We start from the raw sequence: 18,323 nt of genomic DNA on the forward strand, positions 1-18,323 counted from the left end.
GGTGTGGTGGGGGAGTTGGAGGGTTTGGGGGGTTTGCCGGGGGTGGTGTCGGGGGTTGGGGTGGATGGTGGTGTGTATGTGATGTATACGTCGGGTTCGTCGGGTGTGCCGAAGGGTGTGGTGGCGCGGCAGCGGGATGTTGTGGAGTTGGTGTTGGGGGCGGATTGGGGTTTGGGGGTGGGGTCGCGGGTGTTGTTTTTGGCGCCGCATGCGTTTGATGCGTCGTCGTATGAGGTGTGGGTGGCGTTGTTGTCGGGGGCTGCGGTGGTGGTGGCTCCGGTGGGTGGGGTGGATGCGGGTGTGTTGCGGGGTTTGGTGGGTGGGTTCGGGGTGTCGCATGTGCATGTGACGGCGGGGTTGTTCCGGGTGGTGGCGGAGGTGGATCCGGGGTGTTTTGCGGGGGTGCGTGAGGTGTTGACGGGTGGGGATGTGGTGCCGGTGGGTGCGGTGGGGCGGGTGTTGGAGGCGTGTGAGGGTGTGGTGGTGCGGCATTTGTACGGGCCGACGGAGGTGACGTTGTGTGCGACGCAGGGTGTGGTGGGGTCGGTGGTGGGTTTGGGTTCGGTGTTGCCGTTGGGTGGGGCGTTGGAGAATTCGCGGTTGTTTGTGCTGGATGAGTTTTTGGAGCCTGTTCCGCGGGGTGTGGTGGGGGAGTTGTATGTGGCGGGGGCTGGTGTGGCGCGGGGGTATGTGGGGCGTTCGGGGTTGACGGCGGAGCGGTTTGTGGCGTGTCCGTTTGTGGGGGGTGGTGAGCGGATGTATCGGACGGGGGATCGGGTGCGGTGGGGTGTGGATGGGCGGTTGTTGTTTGTTGGGCGGGTGGATGAGCAGGTGAAGGTGCGGGGGTTCCGGGTGGAGCCGGGTGAGGTGGAGGGTGTGCTGGCGGGGTGTGTGGGTGTGGGGCAGGTGGCGGTGGTGGTGCGTGAGGATGTGGAGGGGGATCGTCGGCTGGTGGCGTATGTGGTGCCGGCGGGTGGTGTTGGTGGTGCTGATCTTGCGGGTGTGGTGCGGGAGTTCGCGGTCGGGCGGTTGCCGTCGTACATGGTGCCGTCGGCGGTGGTGGTGTTGGACGCTCTGCCGTTGACGGCGAATTCGAAGTTGGATCGTCGGGCGTTGCCGGCGCCGGACTTCGCTGCGGTGGCGGGAGCCGGCCGGGCCCCGGCGACGGTGCAGGAGGAGATCCTCTGCGCGGCGTTCGCCGAGGTCCTCGGCGTGGAGGGCGTCGGCGTCGACGACGACTTCTTCGCGTTGGGCGGCCACTCCCTGCTGGCGGTGTCCCTGGTGGAGCGGTTGCGCACCCGCGGCGTCGCGGTGTCGGTGCGGGCGTTGTTCCAGAGTCCGACTCCGGCTGGTCTGGCGGTGGTTGGGGCTCCGGAGCAGGTGGTGGTGCCGGCGAACCTGATTCCCGAGGGTGCGGAGGAGATCACGCCGGGCATGCTGCCGTTGGTGGACCTGGACGAGGCGGAGGTCGCCCGTGTGGTCGCGCGGATCCCGGGTGGTGCGGCGAACATCGCGGACGTCTACCCGCTCGCACCCCTCCAGGAGGGCATCCTCTTCCACCACCTGCTCCAGGCGGACCATGGCGCGGACGTGTACGCCTCGCCGACCCTGGTCGCCTTCGACTCGCGCGAGCGCCTGGACGCGTTCCTCGCCGCGCTCCAGCAGGTGGTCGACCGGCACGACATCTACCGCACCGCGATCGTCTGGGAGGGCCTGCGCGAACCCGTCCAGGTCGTCACCCGGCACGCTGAACTCCCCGTTCGACAGGTCGTGTTGGACCCAGGTGGTTCGGCGGCGGTGGACCAGCTGATCGCCGCCGGCGGAGGGTCGATGGACCTCGGCCGGGCCCCGCTGATCGAGGTGCACACCGCCGCCGATCCCGATGGTGACCGGCTGCTGGCACTGCTCAAGATTCACCACCTCGTCCAGGACCACACGGCTCTGGAGGTGTTGATCGGGGAGCTGCGGGCGATCCTGTCGGGCGACGGCGACTCGCTGCCCGAGCCGCTGCCGTTCCGCGACTTCGTCGCGCAGGCCCGCCTCGGCGTGCCGCGCGAGGAACACGAGCGCTACTTCGCCGGCCTCTTGGGTGATGTCGAGGAGACGACGGCACCCTTCGGTCTGGTGGACGTTCGGGCCGGTGGCGTCGACTCGGCCAAGGCCCGGGTGGCGGTCGAACGCGAACTCGGTGACCGGGTCAGGAAGTTGGCACGATCGCGCGGGGTGAGTCCGGCGACGGTGTTCCACCTGGCGTGGGCGAGGGTGCTGGCAAGCGTGTCGGGCCGGGACGACGTGGTGTTCGGCACGGTGCTGTTCGGGCGGATGAACGCCGGCTCCGGATCCGACCGCGTCCCCGGCCTGTTCATCAACACGCTCCCGGTCCGTGTCCGGGTCGGGTCGGCCACGGTCGACGAGGCCCTCGACGGCCTCCGCCACCAGCTGGCCGAACTGCTCGTGCACGAACACGCCCCGCTCTCGCTCGCCCAGAAGGCCAGTGGGGTGCCGGGTTCGGGCCCGCTGTTCACCTCCGTCTTTAACTACCGGCACCACCGGGCCGCGTCCCGGCGTCCGGCCGGTCCGGAGTCCGATGCCGACGGCCTCGAAGGCATCAGCACTCTCAGCATGGAGGAGCGCACCAACTACCCGCTGACCGTGGCCGTGGACGACGACGGAACCGGGTTCGTCCTGAGCGTCGAGGCCTCGGACCCGGCCGATCCCGGTCAGCTCTGCACCTGGGTACAGATGGCGGTCGACGGACTGGTCACGGCACTTGAGGCCGCTCCGCGTACAAGCCTTGCGGCCGTGGAGGTGTTGGGCGTTGAGGAGCGCCGGCAGGTTCTGGAGGGGTGGAACGATACGGGTCGTGTGGTGCCGGGGGTGTTGGTGCCGGCGTTGTTCGCGGGTCGGGTGGCGGGGTCGCCGGGTGCGGTGGCGGTGGTGTTCGAGGGTGTGGAGGTGTCGTACGGGGAGTTGGATGCGCGGGCGAACCGGTTGGCGCATCAGTTGGTGGCGATGGGGGTGGGTGCGGAGTCGGTGGTGGGTCTGTGCCTGCCGCGGGGCGTCGACATGGTGGCGGCGATCCTCGCGACCTGGAAGGCGGGGGCGGGGTATCTGCCGGTGGATCCGGAGTATCCGGCGGAGCGGCTGGAGTTCATGCTCGCGGACAGTGGCGCGTCGGTTGTCATTGGCAGGGGTGGTCTGTCGCCGGACGATCCTCAGGTCTTGGCGCGGCCGTCCAGTGCACCGGACGTCGTCGTGGGTGCCGAGCAGCTCGCGTATGTGATCTATACGTCGGGTTCGACGGGTGTGCCGAAGGGTGTGGCGGTTTCGCACGGTGCGGTGGCGTCGATGGTGGCGGCGTTGTCGCCGGAGCTGGGTGCGGCGCCGGGGGTGCGGGTGTTGCAGTTCGCGTCGTTCAGCTTCGACGCGTCGGTGCTGGACCTGGCGGTGACGCTCGCCAATGGCGCGACCCTGGTGGTGGCGTCGGCGGCGGAGCGTGCGGACACGACTCTGCTGGCGCGGATGCTGCGGGAGAACCAGGTGGAGGCGGCGAGCGTGGTGCCGTCCCTGCTCGCGGTCCTGGACCCGCAGGCCGTGCCGGGGCTCGGAACGCTTCTGGTGGGTGCGGAGCCGATCAGCCGTGAGCAGGCGCAGCTCTGGTCCCAGGACCGGCGGCTGGTGAACACCTATGGTCCGACGGAGTCGACCGTGATGGTGACGGCGGGGCGGATCGACGGCACGGAGTCGGCGGTGCCGATGGGCGCGCCGGTGGCGGGCGCCCGGGTCTATGTGCTGGACGAGCGGTTGCAGCCGGTGCCGGTGGGTGTGCCGGGTGATCTGTATGTCGCGGGCGAGCAGTTGGCGCGCGGGTATGCGGGCCGTGCGGGGTTGACGGCGGAGCGGTTCGTTGCGGCGCCGTTCGGTGGCGTGGCGGGCGGGCGGATGTACCGCACCGGTGACCGGGCCCGGTGGACGGCGGACGGCCGGCTGGTGTTCGCGGGGCGGGCGGACGAGCAGGTGAAGATTCGTGGGTTCCGGGTGGAGCCGGGTGAGGTGAGTGCGGCGCTGTCGGCGTGTGCCGGCGTCGCGCAGGCGGCGGTCGTCGCCCGCGAGGACACCCCCGGTGACACCCGGCTGGTGGCCTACGTCGTCCCTGCCGACGGCCGGTCCGCCACCGAACTCCCGGCCACCGTGCGCGCGTTCGCGACCGACCTGCTGCCGTCCTACCTGGTCCCGTCCGCCGTCGTCGTCCTCGACGCGCTGCCGCTGACCGTCAACGGGAAGCTGGACCGTAGGGCCCTGCCCGCCCCCGAGCACACCGCCGCCACAAGCCGCGGCCCTGCATCGGTGCAGGAGGAGATCCTGTGCGCTGCGTTCGCCCACATCCTCGGCCTGCCGGCCGTCGGCGTGGACGACGACTTCTTCGCCCTCGGCGGTCACTCCCTGCTGGCGACCCGCCTGGTCAGTCGCGTGCGCGCGGTGCTGGGTCTGGAGCTGCCGATCCGGGTGTTGTTCGAGCGTCCGACTCCTGCGGCCCTCGCGGCCTGGCTCGTCGGCGAGGCGACGCGTGGACGTACCGCGCTCGCACCGATGGCCCGTCCGGAGCGGGTGCCGCTGTCGTTCGCGCAACGTCGGCTCTGGTTCCTGGGGCAGCTGGAGGGCCCGAGCGCGACCTACAACATCCCCTTGACCGCACGGCTCGCGGGCGAGTTGGACCGGGAGGCGCTGGCAGCTGCGCTGCGGGACGTGATCGGCCGCCACGAGGTGCTGCGGACGGTGTTCCCGATGACCGACGGGGAGCCCTGCCAACACGTCCTTGATCTCGCGGACGTGGCAGGGGAGTTGTCCGTGGTCGAGATCGCCCGCGAGCAGCTGGACGACGCGGTGGCGGCGGCGACGGAACACGCGTTCGACCTGTCCGAGCGGATCCCTTTCCGGGCCTGGCTGTTCGGGTTGGGCGCGGACGAGCACGTCCTGGTGGTGCTGATGCACCACATTGCTGGGGACGGCTGGTCGACGGGTCCGTTGGCGCGTGATCTGACGGCCGCCTACGCGGCGAGGCTGGCGGGCCGGGCGCCGGACTGGTCTCCGCTGCCGGTGCAGTACGCGGACTATGCCCTGTGGCAGCGTGAGTTGCTCGGGGCGGAGGACGACCCGGAGAGCCTGCTCGCCCGCCAGGTGGGGTACTGGCGTGAGGCCCTGGCCGGCGTGCCGGAGGAGCTCGCACTGCCCGCCGACCGGCCACGCCCGGCGACGGCGGGGCACCGTGGTCACTCGGTGCCCTGGGAGCTCCCGGCCGAGGTGCACGCGCGGTTGGTGGAGGTCGCGCACGCTGAGGGCGTCACGGTCTTCATGGTGCTCCAGGCGGCGCTGGCGGTGACGCTGAACCGCCTCGGCGCGGGCACCGACATCCCGGTGGGCTCGGCGGTCGCCGGGCGGACGGACGAGGCGCTGGACGACCTGGTCGGATTCTTCGTCAACACGCTCGTCCTGCGGACCGACCTGTCCGGTGACCCGACGTTCACGCAGGTGTTGGAGCAGGTGCGGGAGACGGGTCTGTCGGCGCTCGGGCACCAGGACGTGGCGTTCGAGCGGTTGGTGGAGGAGCTGGCGCCGGTCCGTTCGCTGGCGCGCCACCCGCTGTTCCAGGTGATGCTCACCCTGCAGAACAACGCCCAGTCCGTGCTGGAGCTGCCCGGCCTGAAGGCCTCGGGGCTACCGGCGGGCCAGGGGTCCGCATTGGCCACGGTGAAGTTCGATCTGGAGGTGACCGCGGCTGAGGTGTTCGACGCGGACGGCGCCCCGGCGGGACTGCGTGGTGTGGTGAAGGGCTCGGCGGACCTCTTCGATGCGGAGTCGGTCGCCCGGCTCGGCGAGCGCCTGGCGCGTGTGGTCGGCACGGTGACCACCGACCCCGGGGTGGCACTGAGCGCCGTGGAGGTGCTGGAGGCCGGTGAGCGGGCCCGGGTGTTGGAGGGGTGGAATGATACGGGTCGTGTGGTGCCGGGGGTGTTGGTGCCGGCGTTGTTCGCGGGTCGGGTGGCGGGGTCGTCGGGTGCGGTGGCGGTGGTGTTCGAGGGTGTGGAGGTGTCGTACGGGGAGTTGGATGCGCGGGCGAACCGGTTGGCGCATCAGTTGGTGGCGATGGGGGTGGGTGCGGAGTCGGTGGTGGGTCTGTGCCTGCCGCGGGGTGTGGACATGGTGGCGGCGATCCTCGCGACCTGGAAGGCGGGGGCGGGGTATCTGCCGTTGGATCCGGAGTATCCGGCGGAGCGGCTGGAGTTCATGCTCGCGGACAGTGGTGCGTCGGTTGTCATTGGCAGGGGTGGTCTGTCGCCGGACGATCCTCAGGTCTTGGCGCGGCCGTCCAGTGCACCGGACGTCGTCGTGGGTGCCGAGCAGCTCGCGTATGTGATCTATACGTCGGGTTCGACGGGTGTGCCGAAGGGTGTGGCGGTTTCGCACGGTGCGGTGGCGTCGATGGTGGCGGCGTTGTCGCCGGAGCTGGGTGCGGCGCCGGGGGTGCGGGTGTTGCAGTTCGCGTCGTTCAGTTTCGACGCGTCGGTGCTGGACCTGGCGGTGACGCTCGCCAATGGCGCGACCCTGGTGGTGGCGTCGGCGGCGGAGCGTGCGGACACGACTCTGCTGGCGCGGATGCTGCGGGAGAACCAGGTGGAGGCGGCGAGCGTGGTGCCGTCCTTGCTCGCGGTCCTGGACCCGCAGGCCGTGCCGGGGCTCGGAACGCTTCTGGTGGGTGCGGAGCCGATCAGCCGTGAGCAGGCGCAGCTCTGGTCCCAGGACCGGCGGCTGGTGAACACCTATGGTCCGACGGAGTCGACCGTGATGGTGACGGCGGGGCGGATCGACGGTACGGAGTCGGCGGTGCCGATGGGCGCGCCGGTGGCCAACACTCGGGTCTATGTGTTGGACGAGCGGTTGCAGCCGGTGCCGGTGGGTGTGCCGGGTGATCTGTATGTCGCGGGCGGGCAGTTGGCGCGTGGGTATGCGGGCCGTGCGGGGTTGACGGCGGAGCGGTTCGTTGCGGCGCCGTTCGGTGGCGTGGCGGGCGGGCGGATGTATCGCACCGGTGACCGGGCGCGTTGGACGGCGGACGGGCGGTTGGTGTTCGCGGGGCGGGCGGATGAGCAGGTGAAGATTCGTGGGTTCCGGGTGGAGCCGGGTGAGGTGAGTGCGGCGCTGTCGGCGTGTGCCGGTGTCGCGCAGGCGGCGGTCGTCGCTCGTGAGGACACCCCGGGCGACACCCGGCTGGTGGCCTACGTCGTCCCCGCCGACGGCCGGACCACCACCGAACTCCCTGCCACCGTAAGCGCGTTCGCGACCGACCTGCTGCCGTCCTACCTGGTCCCGTCCGCCGTCGTCGTCCTCGATGCGCTGCCGCTGACCGTCAACGGCAAGCTGGACCGCGGGGCCCTGCCCGCTCCCGAGTACGCCGCAGGAGGAGGCCGTGCCCCGGCGACCGCCCGGGAGGAGGTCCTCTGCGCGGGTTTCGCGGAGGTCCTCGGCCTGCCGGCCGTCGGGGTGGACGACGACTTCTTCGCCCTCGGCGGGCATTCCCTGCTCGCGGTCTCGCTGGTGGAGTACCTGCGGACCCGGGGTGTGTCGGTGTCGGTGCGGGCGTTGTTCCAGAGCCCGACCCCGGCCGGTCTGGCGGCCACAGCCGGAGCGGACCGGGTCGTGGTGCCCCCGAACGCGATCCCGGCGGACGCGACCGAGCTCACCCCGCGGATGCTGCCGCTGGTCGAGCTGGACCAGGCCGAGATCGACCTGATCACCTCGGCCGTCCCCGGCGGCGCGGCCAACATCGCGGACGTCTACCCCCTCGCCCCCCTCCAGGAGGGCCTGCTCTTCCACCACCTCCTCGCGGAGGGCGGCGAGGACGCCTACGTTCTGCCGACCGTGCTGGAGTTCGACTCGCGGGCCCGTCTGGACGGATTCGCGGACGCCCTCCAGCAGGTGCTCGACCGGCACGACGTGCTGCGGACGGCCGTCGTCTGGGAAGGGCTGCGCGAGCCGGTGCAGGTGGTGTGGCGCCACGCGGTGCTGCCGGTCGAGGAGGTGGCACTGGACGCGGGCCGCGAGGCGGACCCGGCGGACGCGGCGCGTGAGCTGCTGGCCCGGACCGGGCTGTCCATGGACCTGGGACGGGCGCCGCTGCTCGGCCTGCACGTGGCGGCGGGGCCGGACGGGCGATGGCTGGCACTGCTGAGGATGCACCACCTTGTGCAGGACCACACGGCTCTGGCGGTGATCCTCGGTGAGGTCCGGGCGTTCGTGGACGGGCGCGGCGACACGCTGCCCGCGCCGCTGCCGTTCCGCGACTTCGTGGCGCACGCCCGGGCCGGGGCCGACGGCGGTGCGCACGAGCGGTTCTTCGCACGGCTGCTGGGCGACGTGAGCGAACCCACCGCGCCGTACGGCCTGATGGACGTGCGCGGCGACGGTGCGGCGCTGGTGCGGCGGACGGTGGAGGTCGATCCGGAGCTGGCCGACCGGCTGCGCGAGGCGGCGCGGCGTGCGGGGGCGAGCCCCGCGACGGTGCTCCACGTGGCCTGGTCGCGCGTGCTGGCGGCGGTCAGCGGACGCGACGACGTCGTCTTCGGCACGGTGCTGTTCGGCCGGATGAACGCCGGCGCCGGCTCCGACCGCGTCCCCGGCCCGTTCATGAACACCCTGCCGGTGCGCGCCGTCGTCGACCACAACGGTGCGCTGGCGGCCGTCCACGCGATGCGCGGGCAGCTGGCGGAACTGCTGGAACACGAGCACGCCACGCTCGCGGTCGCTCAGCGGGCGAGCGGCGTCCCGGGGGACTCGCCCCTGTTCACCTCGCTCCTCAACTACCGCCACAATCCGGGCCGCGACGTGGCCGAGCTCCCCACGGAGACCGGCCGCGACGAGCCCCGTCTCCCCACGGAGGCCGGCCGCGACGGCGGGTCCCGCGCCGGGCGCCTCGACGGGGTCAGGACGGTCTTCACCCACGAGCGCGACAACTTCCCGCTCTCCGCCTCGGTGGACGACGACGGGCGCCGGCTGCACCTGTCCGTCGACGCGATCGACCCGATCGACCCGGCCGTGGTGGGCGCCCAGCTGCACGCGGTGACCCGGAACCTGGTGGCCGCACTGGAGCAGGCCCTGGACGGCGGCCCGGACCGGCCGCTGAGCGCCGTCGACGTGCTCGACCGGGCCGAGCGCCACCGCCAGCTGGTCGAGTGGAACGACACGGCGGCCGAGAGTGCGGGCGCGACCCTGACGGAGCTGTTCGAGGCCCAGGCGGCCCGGACGCCGGACGCCACCGCGCTGGTCTTCCGGGACACCCGGGTCTCCTTCGCCGACCTGGACGCCCGCGCCAACCGCCTGGCCCGCCACCTGGCCGGTCACGGTGTCGGCCCGGAGTCGGTCGTCGCGGTGCTGGTGGAACGCGGCCTCACCTCGGTGGTGGCGCTGCTGGCCGTGCTGAAGGCCGGAGGGGCGTACCTGCCCGTCGACCCGGACCACCCGGCCGACCGGGTGGCCGCGATGCTGGCCGACGCCGCGCCGGCCGTGGTGGTGGCGGACGAGGCGACCGCCGCCACGGCGGCACGCTGCGCCGCGGCGGTCGTGGTCCTCCCGGACTCCCCCCGCACCGCCGAGCTCCTGGCCGCCCTGCCCGCCGGCGCCCTCGGTGACGACGAGCGCACGGCGCCGCTGCCCGCGAACCCCGCGTACGTCATCTACACCTCGGGCTCCACCGGCCGCCCCAAGGGCGTGCCGGTGCCGCACGCCGGCCTGGCCAACCTGTACAGCGGCCACCACGCCGGGATGATCGCCCGCGCCGGGCGGCGGATGCGGGTGGCGCTCACGGGTTCGCTCTCCTTCGACGCCAGCTGGGACGAGATCCTCTGGATGGTCGCCGGCCACGAGCTGCACCTGGTGCCGGACGACGTCCGCCGCGAGGCGCCCGCACTGGTGCGGTACGTGCGGTCCGAGGGCATCGACGTCGTGGACACCACGCCGACGTACGCCGAACAACTGCTGGAGCACGGGCTGTTGGACGACCCCGCCGCGCTCCCCGCCGTCCTGCTCCTGGGCGGGGAGGCGACCGGACCGGCCCTGTGGGAGCGGGTCCGGTCGGTCGACGGCCTGCTCTGCTACAACCTGTACGGGCCGACGGAGTGCAGCGTGGACGCCCTGTGGGCGGACACCGCGGACAGCGAGCGGCCGCTGGTCGGCCGGCCGATGGCCAACACCCGGTCCTACGTGTTGGACGACGGGCTGCGTCCGGTCGCCGCCGGCACGGTCGGCGAACTGTACGTGGCCGGGTCGGGCCTGGCCCGCGGCTACCTGGGCCGGGCGGCGCTGACCGCCGAGCGGTTCGTCGCGTGCCCCTTCGAGCCGGGCGCGCGGATGTACCGCACGGGTGATCTGGTGCGCCGGGACGCGGCCGGACGGCTGGAGTACCTGGGCCGGGCGGACGACCAGGTGAAGATCCGCGGCTTCCGGATCGAGCCGGGCGAGGTCCAGGACGTGGTGGCCACTCACCCCTCGGTGGCCCAGGCGGCCGTCGTCGCGCGGGAGGACACCCCCGGCGAGAAGCGCCTGGTCGCCTACGTCGTCCCCGCCGAGCCCGGCGGAGAAGCCCGACTTCCTTCACTGGTACGTGAGTTCAGCGCGCTCAAGCTGCCGAACCACATGGTTCCGTCGGCCGTGGTGGTGCTGGAGGCGTTGCCGCTGAACGTCAACGGCAAGCTGGACCGCAAGGCCCTGCCCGCCCCCGGCCACGCCGCCCCGGCCGGTGCCGGGCGGGGCCCGGCCACGCTCCAGGAGGAGATCCTCTGCGGCGCGTTCGCCGAGGTTTTGGGCCTGCCCGCCGTCGGTGTCGACGACGACTTCTTCGCGCTCGGCGGGCACTCCCTGCTCGCGACCCGGCTGATCAGCCGGGTGCGGACGGTGCTGGGCACGGAGGTGCCGCTGCGCGCACTGTTCGAGGCGCCCACGGTGGCCGGGCTCGCCGCCCGGCTGGACCCCGCCCGGACGGCCCGTGCGGCCCTGACGGCCGGGCCGCGTCCGCAGCGGGTCCCGCTCTCCTACGCGCAGCGCCGGCTCTGGTTCATCGGCCAGCTGGAGGGCCCCAGCGCCACCTACAACATCCCCACCGTGCTGCGGCTGTCCGGCCGGCTCGACCGGGAGGCGCTGAACGCGGCGCTGCGGGACGTCCTCGGGCGTCACGAGGTGCTGCGGACGGTGTTCCCGGTGGTCGAGGGCGAGCCGTACCAGCGTGTGCTGGACCTCGACGAGCTCGACTGGGAGCTTGAGTTCGTCGACCTCCGGGAGCCCGCCGCCGCACCGGACGGCCTCGCAACCGCCACCGACCCGGCCGCAACCGCCACCGACCCGGCCGCAACCGCCACCGACCCGGCCGCGGCCGCCGTCGCCCGGGCGGCCGGCCACGCCTTCGACTTCGCCGTCGAGGTCCCGGTCCGAGCCTGGCTGTTCGAGACGGGCCCCGAGGAGCACCTCCTGGCGGTGGTGGTGCACCACATCGCGGGCGACGGCTGGTCGATGGAGCCGCTGGCCCGGGACGTCACGACGGCGTACACGGCGCGGCTGGCGGGCCGGGCCCCCGACTGGGCGCCGCTGCCGGTGCAGTACGCCGACTACGCCCTGTGGCAGCGCGGGCTGCTCGGCGACGAGGACGACCCGCAGAGCCTGCTCGCCCGCCAGGTCGCCTACTGGCGCGAGGCGTTGGCGGGCGTGCCGCAGGAGCTGGCGCTGCCGGCCGACCGGCCGCGCCCGGCGCTGCCCTCGCGTCGCGGTCACGTCCTGGAGTTCAGGGTCCCGGCCGAGGTCCACGCCCGGCTGGGGGAGGTCGCCCGCGAACGCGGGGTGACCCCGTTCATGGTGCTCCAGGTCGCCCTGGCGGTGACGCTGTCCCGGCTGGGCGCCGGCACCGACATCCCGATCGGCACGGCGGTCGCCGGACGCACCGACGAGGCCGCGGACGACCTGATCGGCAACTTCGTCAACAGCCTGGTCATCCGGACCGACCTGTCCGGCGATCCGACCTTCGCCGACCTGCTGAGCCAGGCGCGCGAGACCGGGCTGCGCGCCTTCGCGCACCAGGACGTGCCGTTCGAACGCCTGGTGGAGGAGCTGGCCCCGGCCCGCTCGCAGGCCCGCCACCCGCTGTTCCAGGTGATGCTCACCATGAACACCGGCACGGTGACCGGCGCCGGTGCGCCCGTGCCGGCCCTGCCCGGCCTCCAGGCCACCCGGCTCGCGGCCGACGAGGTCGCCGTCAAGTTCGACCTGGGCGTGACCATCGCCGAGTCCTTCGGGCCGCAGGGCGACCCGCAGGGGATCGGCGGCATGGTCAACGCCTCGGCGGACCTCTTCGACGCCGACACCGTGCGCCGCATCGCGGACTGCCTGGTGACGGTGCTGGCCGCGCTCGCCGCCGACCCCGCCGCCAGGATCGCCGCGGTGGACGTCCTCGACGCGGCCGAACGCCGCCGCATCGTCGAGGAGTGGAACGCCACCGCCGCCGAACCACCGCGGCTGACCGTCCACCAGGCCTTCGAGGCGCAGGCGGCCCGCACCCCGGACGCGGTGGCGGTGGTGTGCGACGGCGCCGAGGTGTCCTACGCGGAGCTGGACGAGCGGGCGAACCGGCTGGCGCACTACCTGGTGGGCCAGGGGGTCGGCGCCGAATCGGTGGTGGCCCTCGGGCTGGGCCGGGGGGCCGAGATGATCGCCGCGATCCTGGCGGTCTGGAAGGCCGGCGCCGGCTACCTGCCGGTGGACCCGGAGCAGTCGGCGGAGCGGATCGCGTACCTGCTGCGCGACAGCCGGGCCGTGCTGATGCTCACCACCGAGGAGATCCTGGACGAGCTGCCCGCCGGCCGGGTGCGCCTGGTCGCGGTGGACGACGCGCTGGTCCGCATGCGGCTGGCGGCCGCGCCGGCCACCGCACCCGGGGTGCCGGTGGCGCACGCGGCCCTCGCCTACGTCATCTACACCTCCGGCTCGACCGGCCGGCCCAAGGGCGTGCAGGTCACCCACGAGGCGCTGGCCAACTACACCGGCTCGGTCCCCGACCGGCTCGGCCTGGGCGCGCCCGGCGGGCGCTACGCGCTGCTCCAGGCCCAGGCCACCGACCTCGGAAACACCGTGGTCTTCGCCAGCCTGACCAGCGGCGGGCAGCTGCACATCCTCGACGCGGAGGCGGTCACCGACCCGGCGGCGGTCTCGGACTACCTGGCCGAGCACCGGATCGACTACCTGAAGGCGGTGCCCTCGCACCTGGCCGCACTGGCCGCCGTCCGCGGCGCCGGGGGCGTGCTGCCGGCCAGGGCCCTGGTGCTGGGCGGCGAGGCCGCCCAGCCGGACCTGGTCACCGCGCTGCTGGAGGCCGCGGGCGACCGCCCGGTGTTCAACCACTACGGGCCGACCGAGACCACCATCGGCGTCACCACCACCCGGCTCACCCCGCAGTCGGCGGCCGGGGGCGTCGTGCCCATCGGCACCCCGGCGGCCAACACCCGGGTCTACGTCCTCGACGACGCCCTCAACCCGGTGCCCGCGGGCGTGACCGGCGAGCTCTACGTCGCCGGTGCGCAGCTGGCCCGCGGTTACGGCGGACGCCCCGCGCTGACGGCCGAACGCTTCGTGGCCTGCCCCTTCGGGACCGGCGGGCGGATGTACCGCACCGGCGACCGGGTGCGCTGGACGCGCGGGGGCCAGCTGGTCTTCGCCGGCCGGGCGGACCAGCAGGTGAAGATCCGCGGCTTCCGGGTCGAGCCGGGCGAGGTGCAGGCCGTGCTGGCCGCGCACCCGGAGGTCGCCCAGGCGGCGGTCGTCGCCCGCGAGGACACGCCGGGCGAGCCGCGGCTGGTCGCCTACGTGGTCGCCGCCGACTCGGCCGGCGAGGAACTGCCCGCCTCGGTCCGGCAGTTCACGGCCCAGCGGCTGCCCGAACACCTGGTGCCCGCCGCCGTCGTCGTGCTCGACGCCCTGCCGCTGACCGCGAACGGCAAGCTGGACCGCGCGGCCCTGCCCGCCCCCGGGTTCGCGACGGCGGGAGCCGGCCGGGCCCCGGCGACGGTGCAGGAGGAGATCCTCTGCGCGGCGTTCGCCGAGGTCCTCGGCGTGGAGGGCGTCGGCGTCGACGACGACTTCTTCACCCTGGGCGGCCACTCCCTGCTGGCGGTGTCCCTGGTGGAGCGGCTGCGCACCCGCGGCGTCGCGGTGTCGGTGCGGGCGCTCTTCCAGACGCCGACACCGGCCGGGCTGGCCGCGGTCGCGGCCCCCGAGCAGATCGAGGTGCCGCCGAACCTGATCCCCGAGGGCGCCGAGGAGATCACGCCCGGCATGCTGCCGCTGGTGGACCTGGACGAGGCCGCGATCGCCCGCCTGGCGGCGCGGATCCCGGGAGGCGCGGCGAACATCGCGGACGTCTACCCGCTCGCACCGCTCCAGGAGGGCATCCTTTTCCACCACCTGCTCCAGGCCGACCGCGGCGCGGACGTGTACGCCTCGCCGACCCTGGTCGCCTTCGACACGCGCGAGCGCCTGGACGCGTTCCTGGCCGCGCTCCAGCAGGTGGTGGACCGGCACGACATCTACCGCACCGCCATCGTCTGGGAGGGCCTGCCAGAACCCGTCCAGGTGGTCGTACGACGGGCGCCGCTCCCGGTCGAGGAGCTGACGGCGGACCCGGACCGGCCGGTGCGCCGGCAGCTCCAGGAGGCCGCCGCCGGCCGCATGGACCTCGGCCGCGCCCCGCTGGTCCGGGTGCACACCGCCGCCGAACCCGGCAGCGACCGGTGGCTGGTCCTGCTGAAGATCCACCACCTCGTCCAGGACCACACCACCCAGGACGTGCTCCTCGGGGAACTCCACGCGATCCTCGCCGGCCGCGCCGACACCCTCCCCGAGCCGCTGCCCTTCCGCACCTTCGTCGCGCAGGCCCGCCTCGGCGTGCCGCGCGAGGAGCACGAGCGGTACTTCACCGGCCTGCTGGGCGACGTCGAGGAGACCACCGCGCCGTACGGCCTGCTGGACGTCCACGGGGACGGCAGCGGCGCCGTCCGCGCCCACCAGCGGATCGAGGGCGGACTCGACGAGCGGCTGCGGGAGGCGGCCCGCTCGCTCGGCGTCAGCCCGGCGACGCTCTTCCACCTCGCCTGGGCCCGCGTGCTCGCGGCGGTCAGCGGACGCGACGACGTCGTCTTCGGCACGGTGCTGTTCGGCCGGATGAACGCCGGCGCCGGCTCCGACCGGGTGCCCGGCCTCTTCCTCAACACCCTGCCGGTGCGCGTGCGCACCCGCGGCGTGGACGTGGCCGGGGCGCTGTCCGGGCTGCGCCACCAGCTGGCGGAGCTGCTGGTGCACGAACACGCGCCGCTCTCGCTCGCCCAGCAGGCCAGTGCGGTGCCCGGGTCGAGCCCGCTGTTCACCTCGATCCTCAACTACCGGCACGGCCGCAGCGGCGCCCGCACCCCCGACGGAGCGGGAACCGCCGGCTTCGACGGCATCAGGACGCTCCTCACCCGGGAGAGCACCAACTACCCCGTGGCCGTGGCCGTCGACGACGCCGGGACCGGGTTCGGCCTGACCGTCGACGCGGTGCCCGGGGCCGACGCCGAGCAGCTGTGCCGCCTGCTGCGCACCTGCCTCACCGGGCTCGCGGACGCGCTGGAGCAGGCGCCGCACACCCGGCTGAGCGCGGTTGCCGTGCTGGACGCCGACGAGCGGGACCGGCTGCTGACGGAGTGGAACGACACGGCGGCCGAGGTCGCCGTGGCGACGGTGCCCGGCCTGTTCGAGGCCCGGGTGGCGCGGACGCCGGACGCCATCGCGCTGGTCGCGGACGGGGTCGAGCTGACCTACGCGCAGCTGGACGCGCGGGCGAACCGGCTGGCCCGCCTGCTGATCGGCCGCGGCGTGGGCCCGGAGTCGCTGGTCGCGCTCTGCCTGGAGCGGGGCGTGGACCTGATGGTGGGTCTGCTCGGGGTGCTGAAGGCCGGCGGCGCGTACCTGCCGCTCGACCCGGCCTACCCGGAGCAGCGGATCGCCTTCATGGTGGAGGACGCCGCGCCGGCGGTGGTGCTGGCGACGGCCGCGACGGCGCGGGCGGTGCCCGGGCCGGTGCTGGTCCTCGACGCGCCGCAGACCGTCCGGGACCTCGACGCGCTGGGCACCGCCGCCCCGGCGGACGGTGAGCGCACGGCGCCGCTGTCGCCGGCGCACCCGGCGTACGTGATCTACACCTCGGGGTCGACGGGCCGTCCCAAGGGCGTGGTGGTGTCGCACACCGGTGTGGCGAGCCTGGTGGCGGGCCACGTCCGCGATCTGGGGGTGGGGCCGGGCTCCCGGGTGGGGCAGTTCGCGTCGCCCAGCTTCGACACCTTCGGGTGGGAGTGGTTCATGGGCCTGCTGACCGGGGCGGCCCTGGTGGTGGTGCCCCAGGAGCAGCGGCTCGGCCGGGCGCTCCCCGAGTTCCTGGCCGCGGGCGGCGTGACGCACGTGACGCTGCCCCCGGCGGTGCTGGCCACCCTCGACGAGGGCTCGATCGGCCCGGACGTGGTGCTCGTGGTGGCCGGCGAGGCGACCGGGCCGGAGCTGACGGCCCGCTGGTCGCGCGGGCGCCGGATGTTCAACTCCTACGGCCCGACCGAGACGACCGTCGACGCGACGCTGTGGCGGTGCGAGGCCGACGCCCCCGAGGTGCCGATCGGCGGGCCGGTGGTCAACACCCGCGTGTACGTCCTCGACGACGCCCTCGCCCCGGTGCCGGTGGGCGTGGCCGGCGAGCTGTACGTGGCCGGCACCGGTCTGGCCCGGGGGTACCTGGGGCGGCCCGGCCTGACGGCGCAGCGCTTCGTCGCCGACCCGTTCGGCGGGCCCGGCGCCCGGATGTACCGCACGGGCGACCGGGCGCGCTGGACGCCCCGCGGCGAGCTGGTGTTCGCGGGCCGCACCGACGACCAGGTGAAGATCCGTGGGATGCGGATCGAGCCGGGGGAGGTGGAGGCGGTGCTGTCCGCCCATCCGGGCCTGGCCCGGGCGGCGGTGGTGGTGCGCGAGGACGCCCCCGGCGACAGGCGCCTGGTCGCCTACGCGGTGCCCGCGCCCGGCGCCGCCGGGCCCGACGACGGCGGACTCCCCGCCCTGCTCAGGGAGTTCCTGCGGGAGCGGCTGCCCGCCCACCTGGTGCCGTCGGCCGTCGTCGTGCTGGACGCGCTGCCGCTGACCGTCAACGGCAAGCTCGACCGCGCGGCCCTGCCGGCGCCGGACCCCGGCGCGGGTGCGGGTGCGGGCGGGGAGCGCAGCCGGGGGCCCGCGGGCGCCCTGGAGGAGGCGGTGTGCGAGGCGTTCGCCCAGGTGCTCGGGGTTGCGGCGGTCGGGGTGGACGACGACTTCTTCGCCCTCGGCGGCCACTCCCTGCTGGCGGTCTCCCTGATGGAGCGGCTGCGGGAGCGCGGGGTTTCGGTGTCGGTCCGGGACGTCATCGCCCACTCGACGCCGGCCCGGCTGATGGCCACGCTGAACCTCTCCTCCGTCCGGGACTCGCTCGGCGCGCTGCTGCCGATCCGGACCGGCGGCTCCCGGCCGGCCTTCTTCTTCGTCCACCCCGGAGGCGGGCTGGGCTGGTGCTACCTGCCGTTCGCGCGCTTCGTCCCGCCGGGCCACCCGCTCTACGGGCTGCAGGCCGACGGGATCGACGGCAGCGGTGAACTCGCCTCCTCGGTGGAGGAGATGGCCGCGCGGTACGTCGAGCGGATCCGCTCGGTGCAGGAGCACGGGCCCTACCACCTGGTGGGGTGGTCCTTCGGGGGCACTCCGGCGCACGAGATCGCGCTGCGGCTGCGCGCGGAGGGCGAGCAGGTGGTGCTGGTGCTCATGGACGCCTACCCGCCGGACCCGGCGGACGCCCCCGCGGTGCCCGGCGGCCCGGCCGGGGGGACCGGCGACGACGCCGGGGCCGTCGCCGAGCTCACCGGGCGGATGCGCGCCGAGCTGGGCCACCTGCTCGCCGGCTTCTCCGACGAGGAGCTGGCGCTGATGGCGGGGGTGTACCGCAACAACGCGGCGATCCGGGCCGGGCACGGCTTCGGACGCTTCGACGGGGACACGCTGCTGCTGGTCGCCGAGGAGGGGAAGGAACCGGGCGCCCGGCAGGCGGACCTCTGGGAGCCGTACCTGTCCGGCCGGCTGACCACGGTGGGCCTGCCGTGCAGCCACTCCGACATGGCGCGCCCGGAGATGCTGGAGCTGGCCTGGGAGTCCATCGCCCGGTGGCTGGGCGGGGAGTAGCACCGGACACG

Annotated in this window: 1 protein-coding gene; it reads left to right on the forward strand. The window is 73.8% G+C overall.

The genetic code is table 11. The annotated features are described in order from the left end of the window. Positions 1 to 72 precede the first annotated feature (72 nt). The gene (locus J5Y04_RS39760; RefSeq protein WP_209417415.1) at positions 73 to 18,312 is read left to right on the forward strand and encodes an amino acid adenylation domain-containing protein; all 18,240 of its coding nucleotides are present in this window, start codon (positions 73 to 75) and stop codon (positions 18,310 to 18,312) included. Positions 18,313 to 18,323 lie beyond the last annotated feature (11 nt).

It is taken from the genome of Kitasatospora sp. RG8 (assembly GCF_017813315.1).
Taxonomy (GTDB): Bacteria; Actinomycetota; Actinomycetes; order Streptomycetales; family Streptomycetaceae; genus Kitasatospora.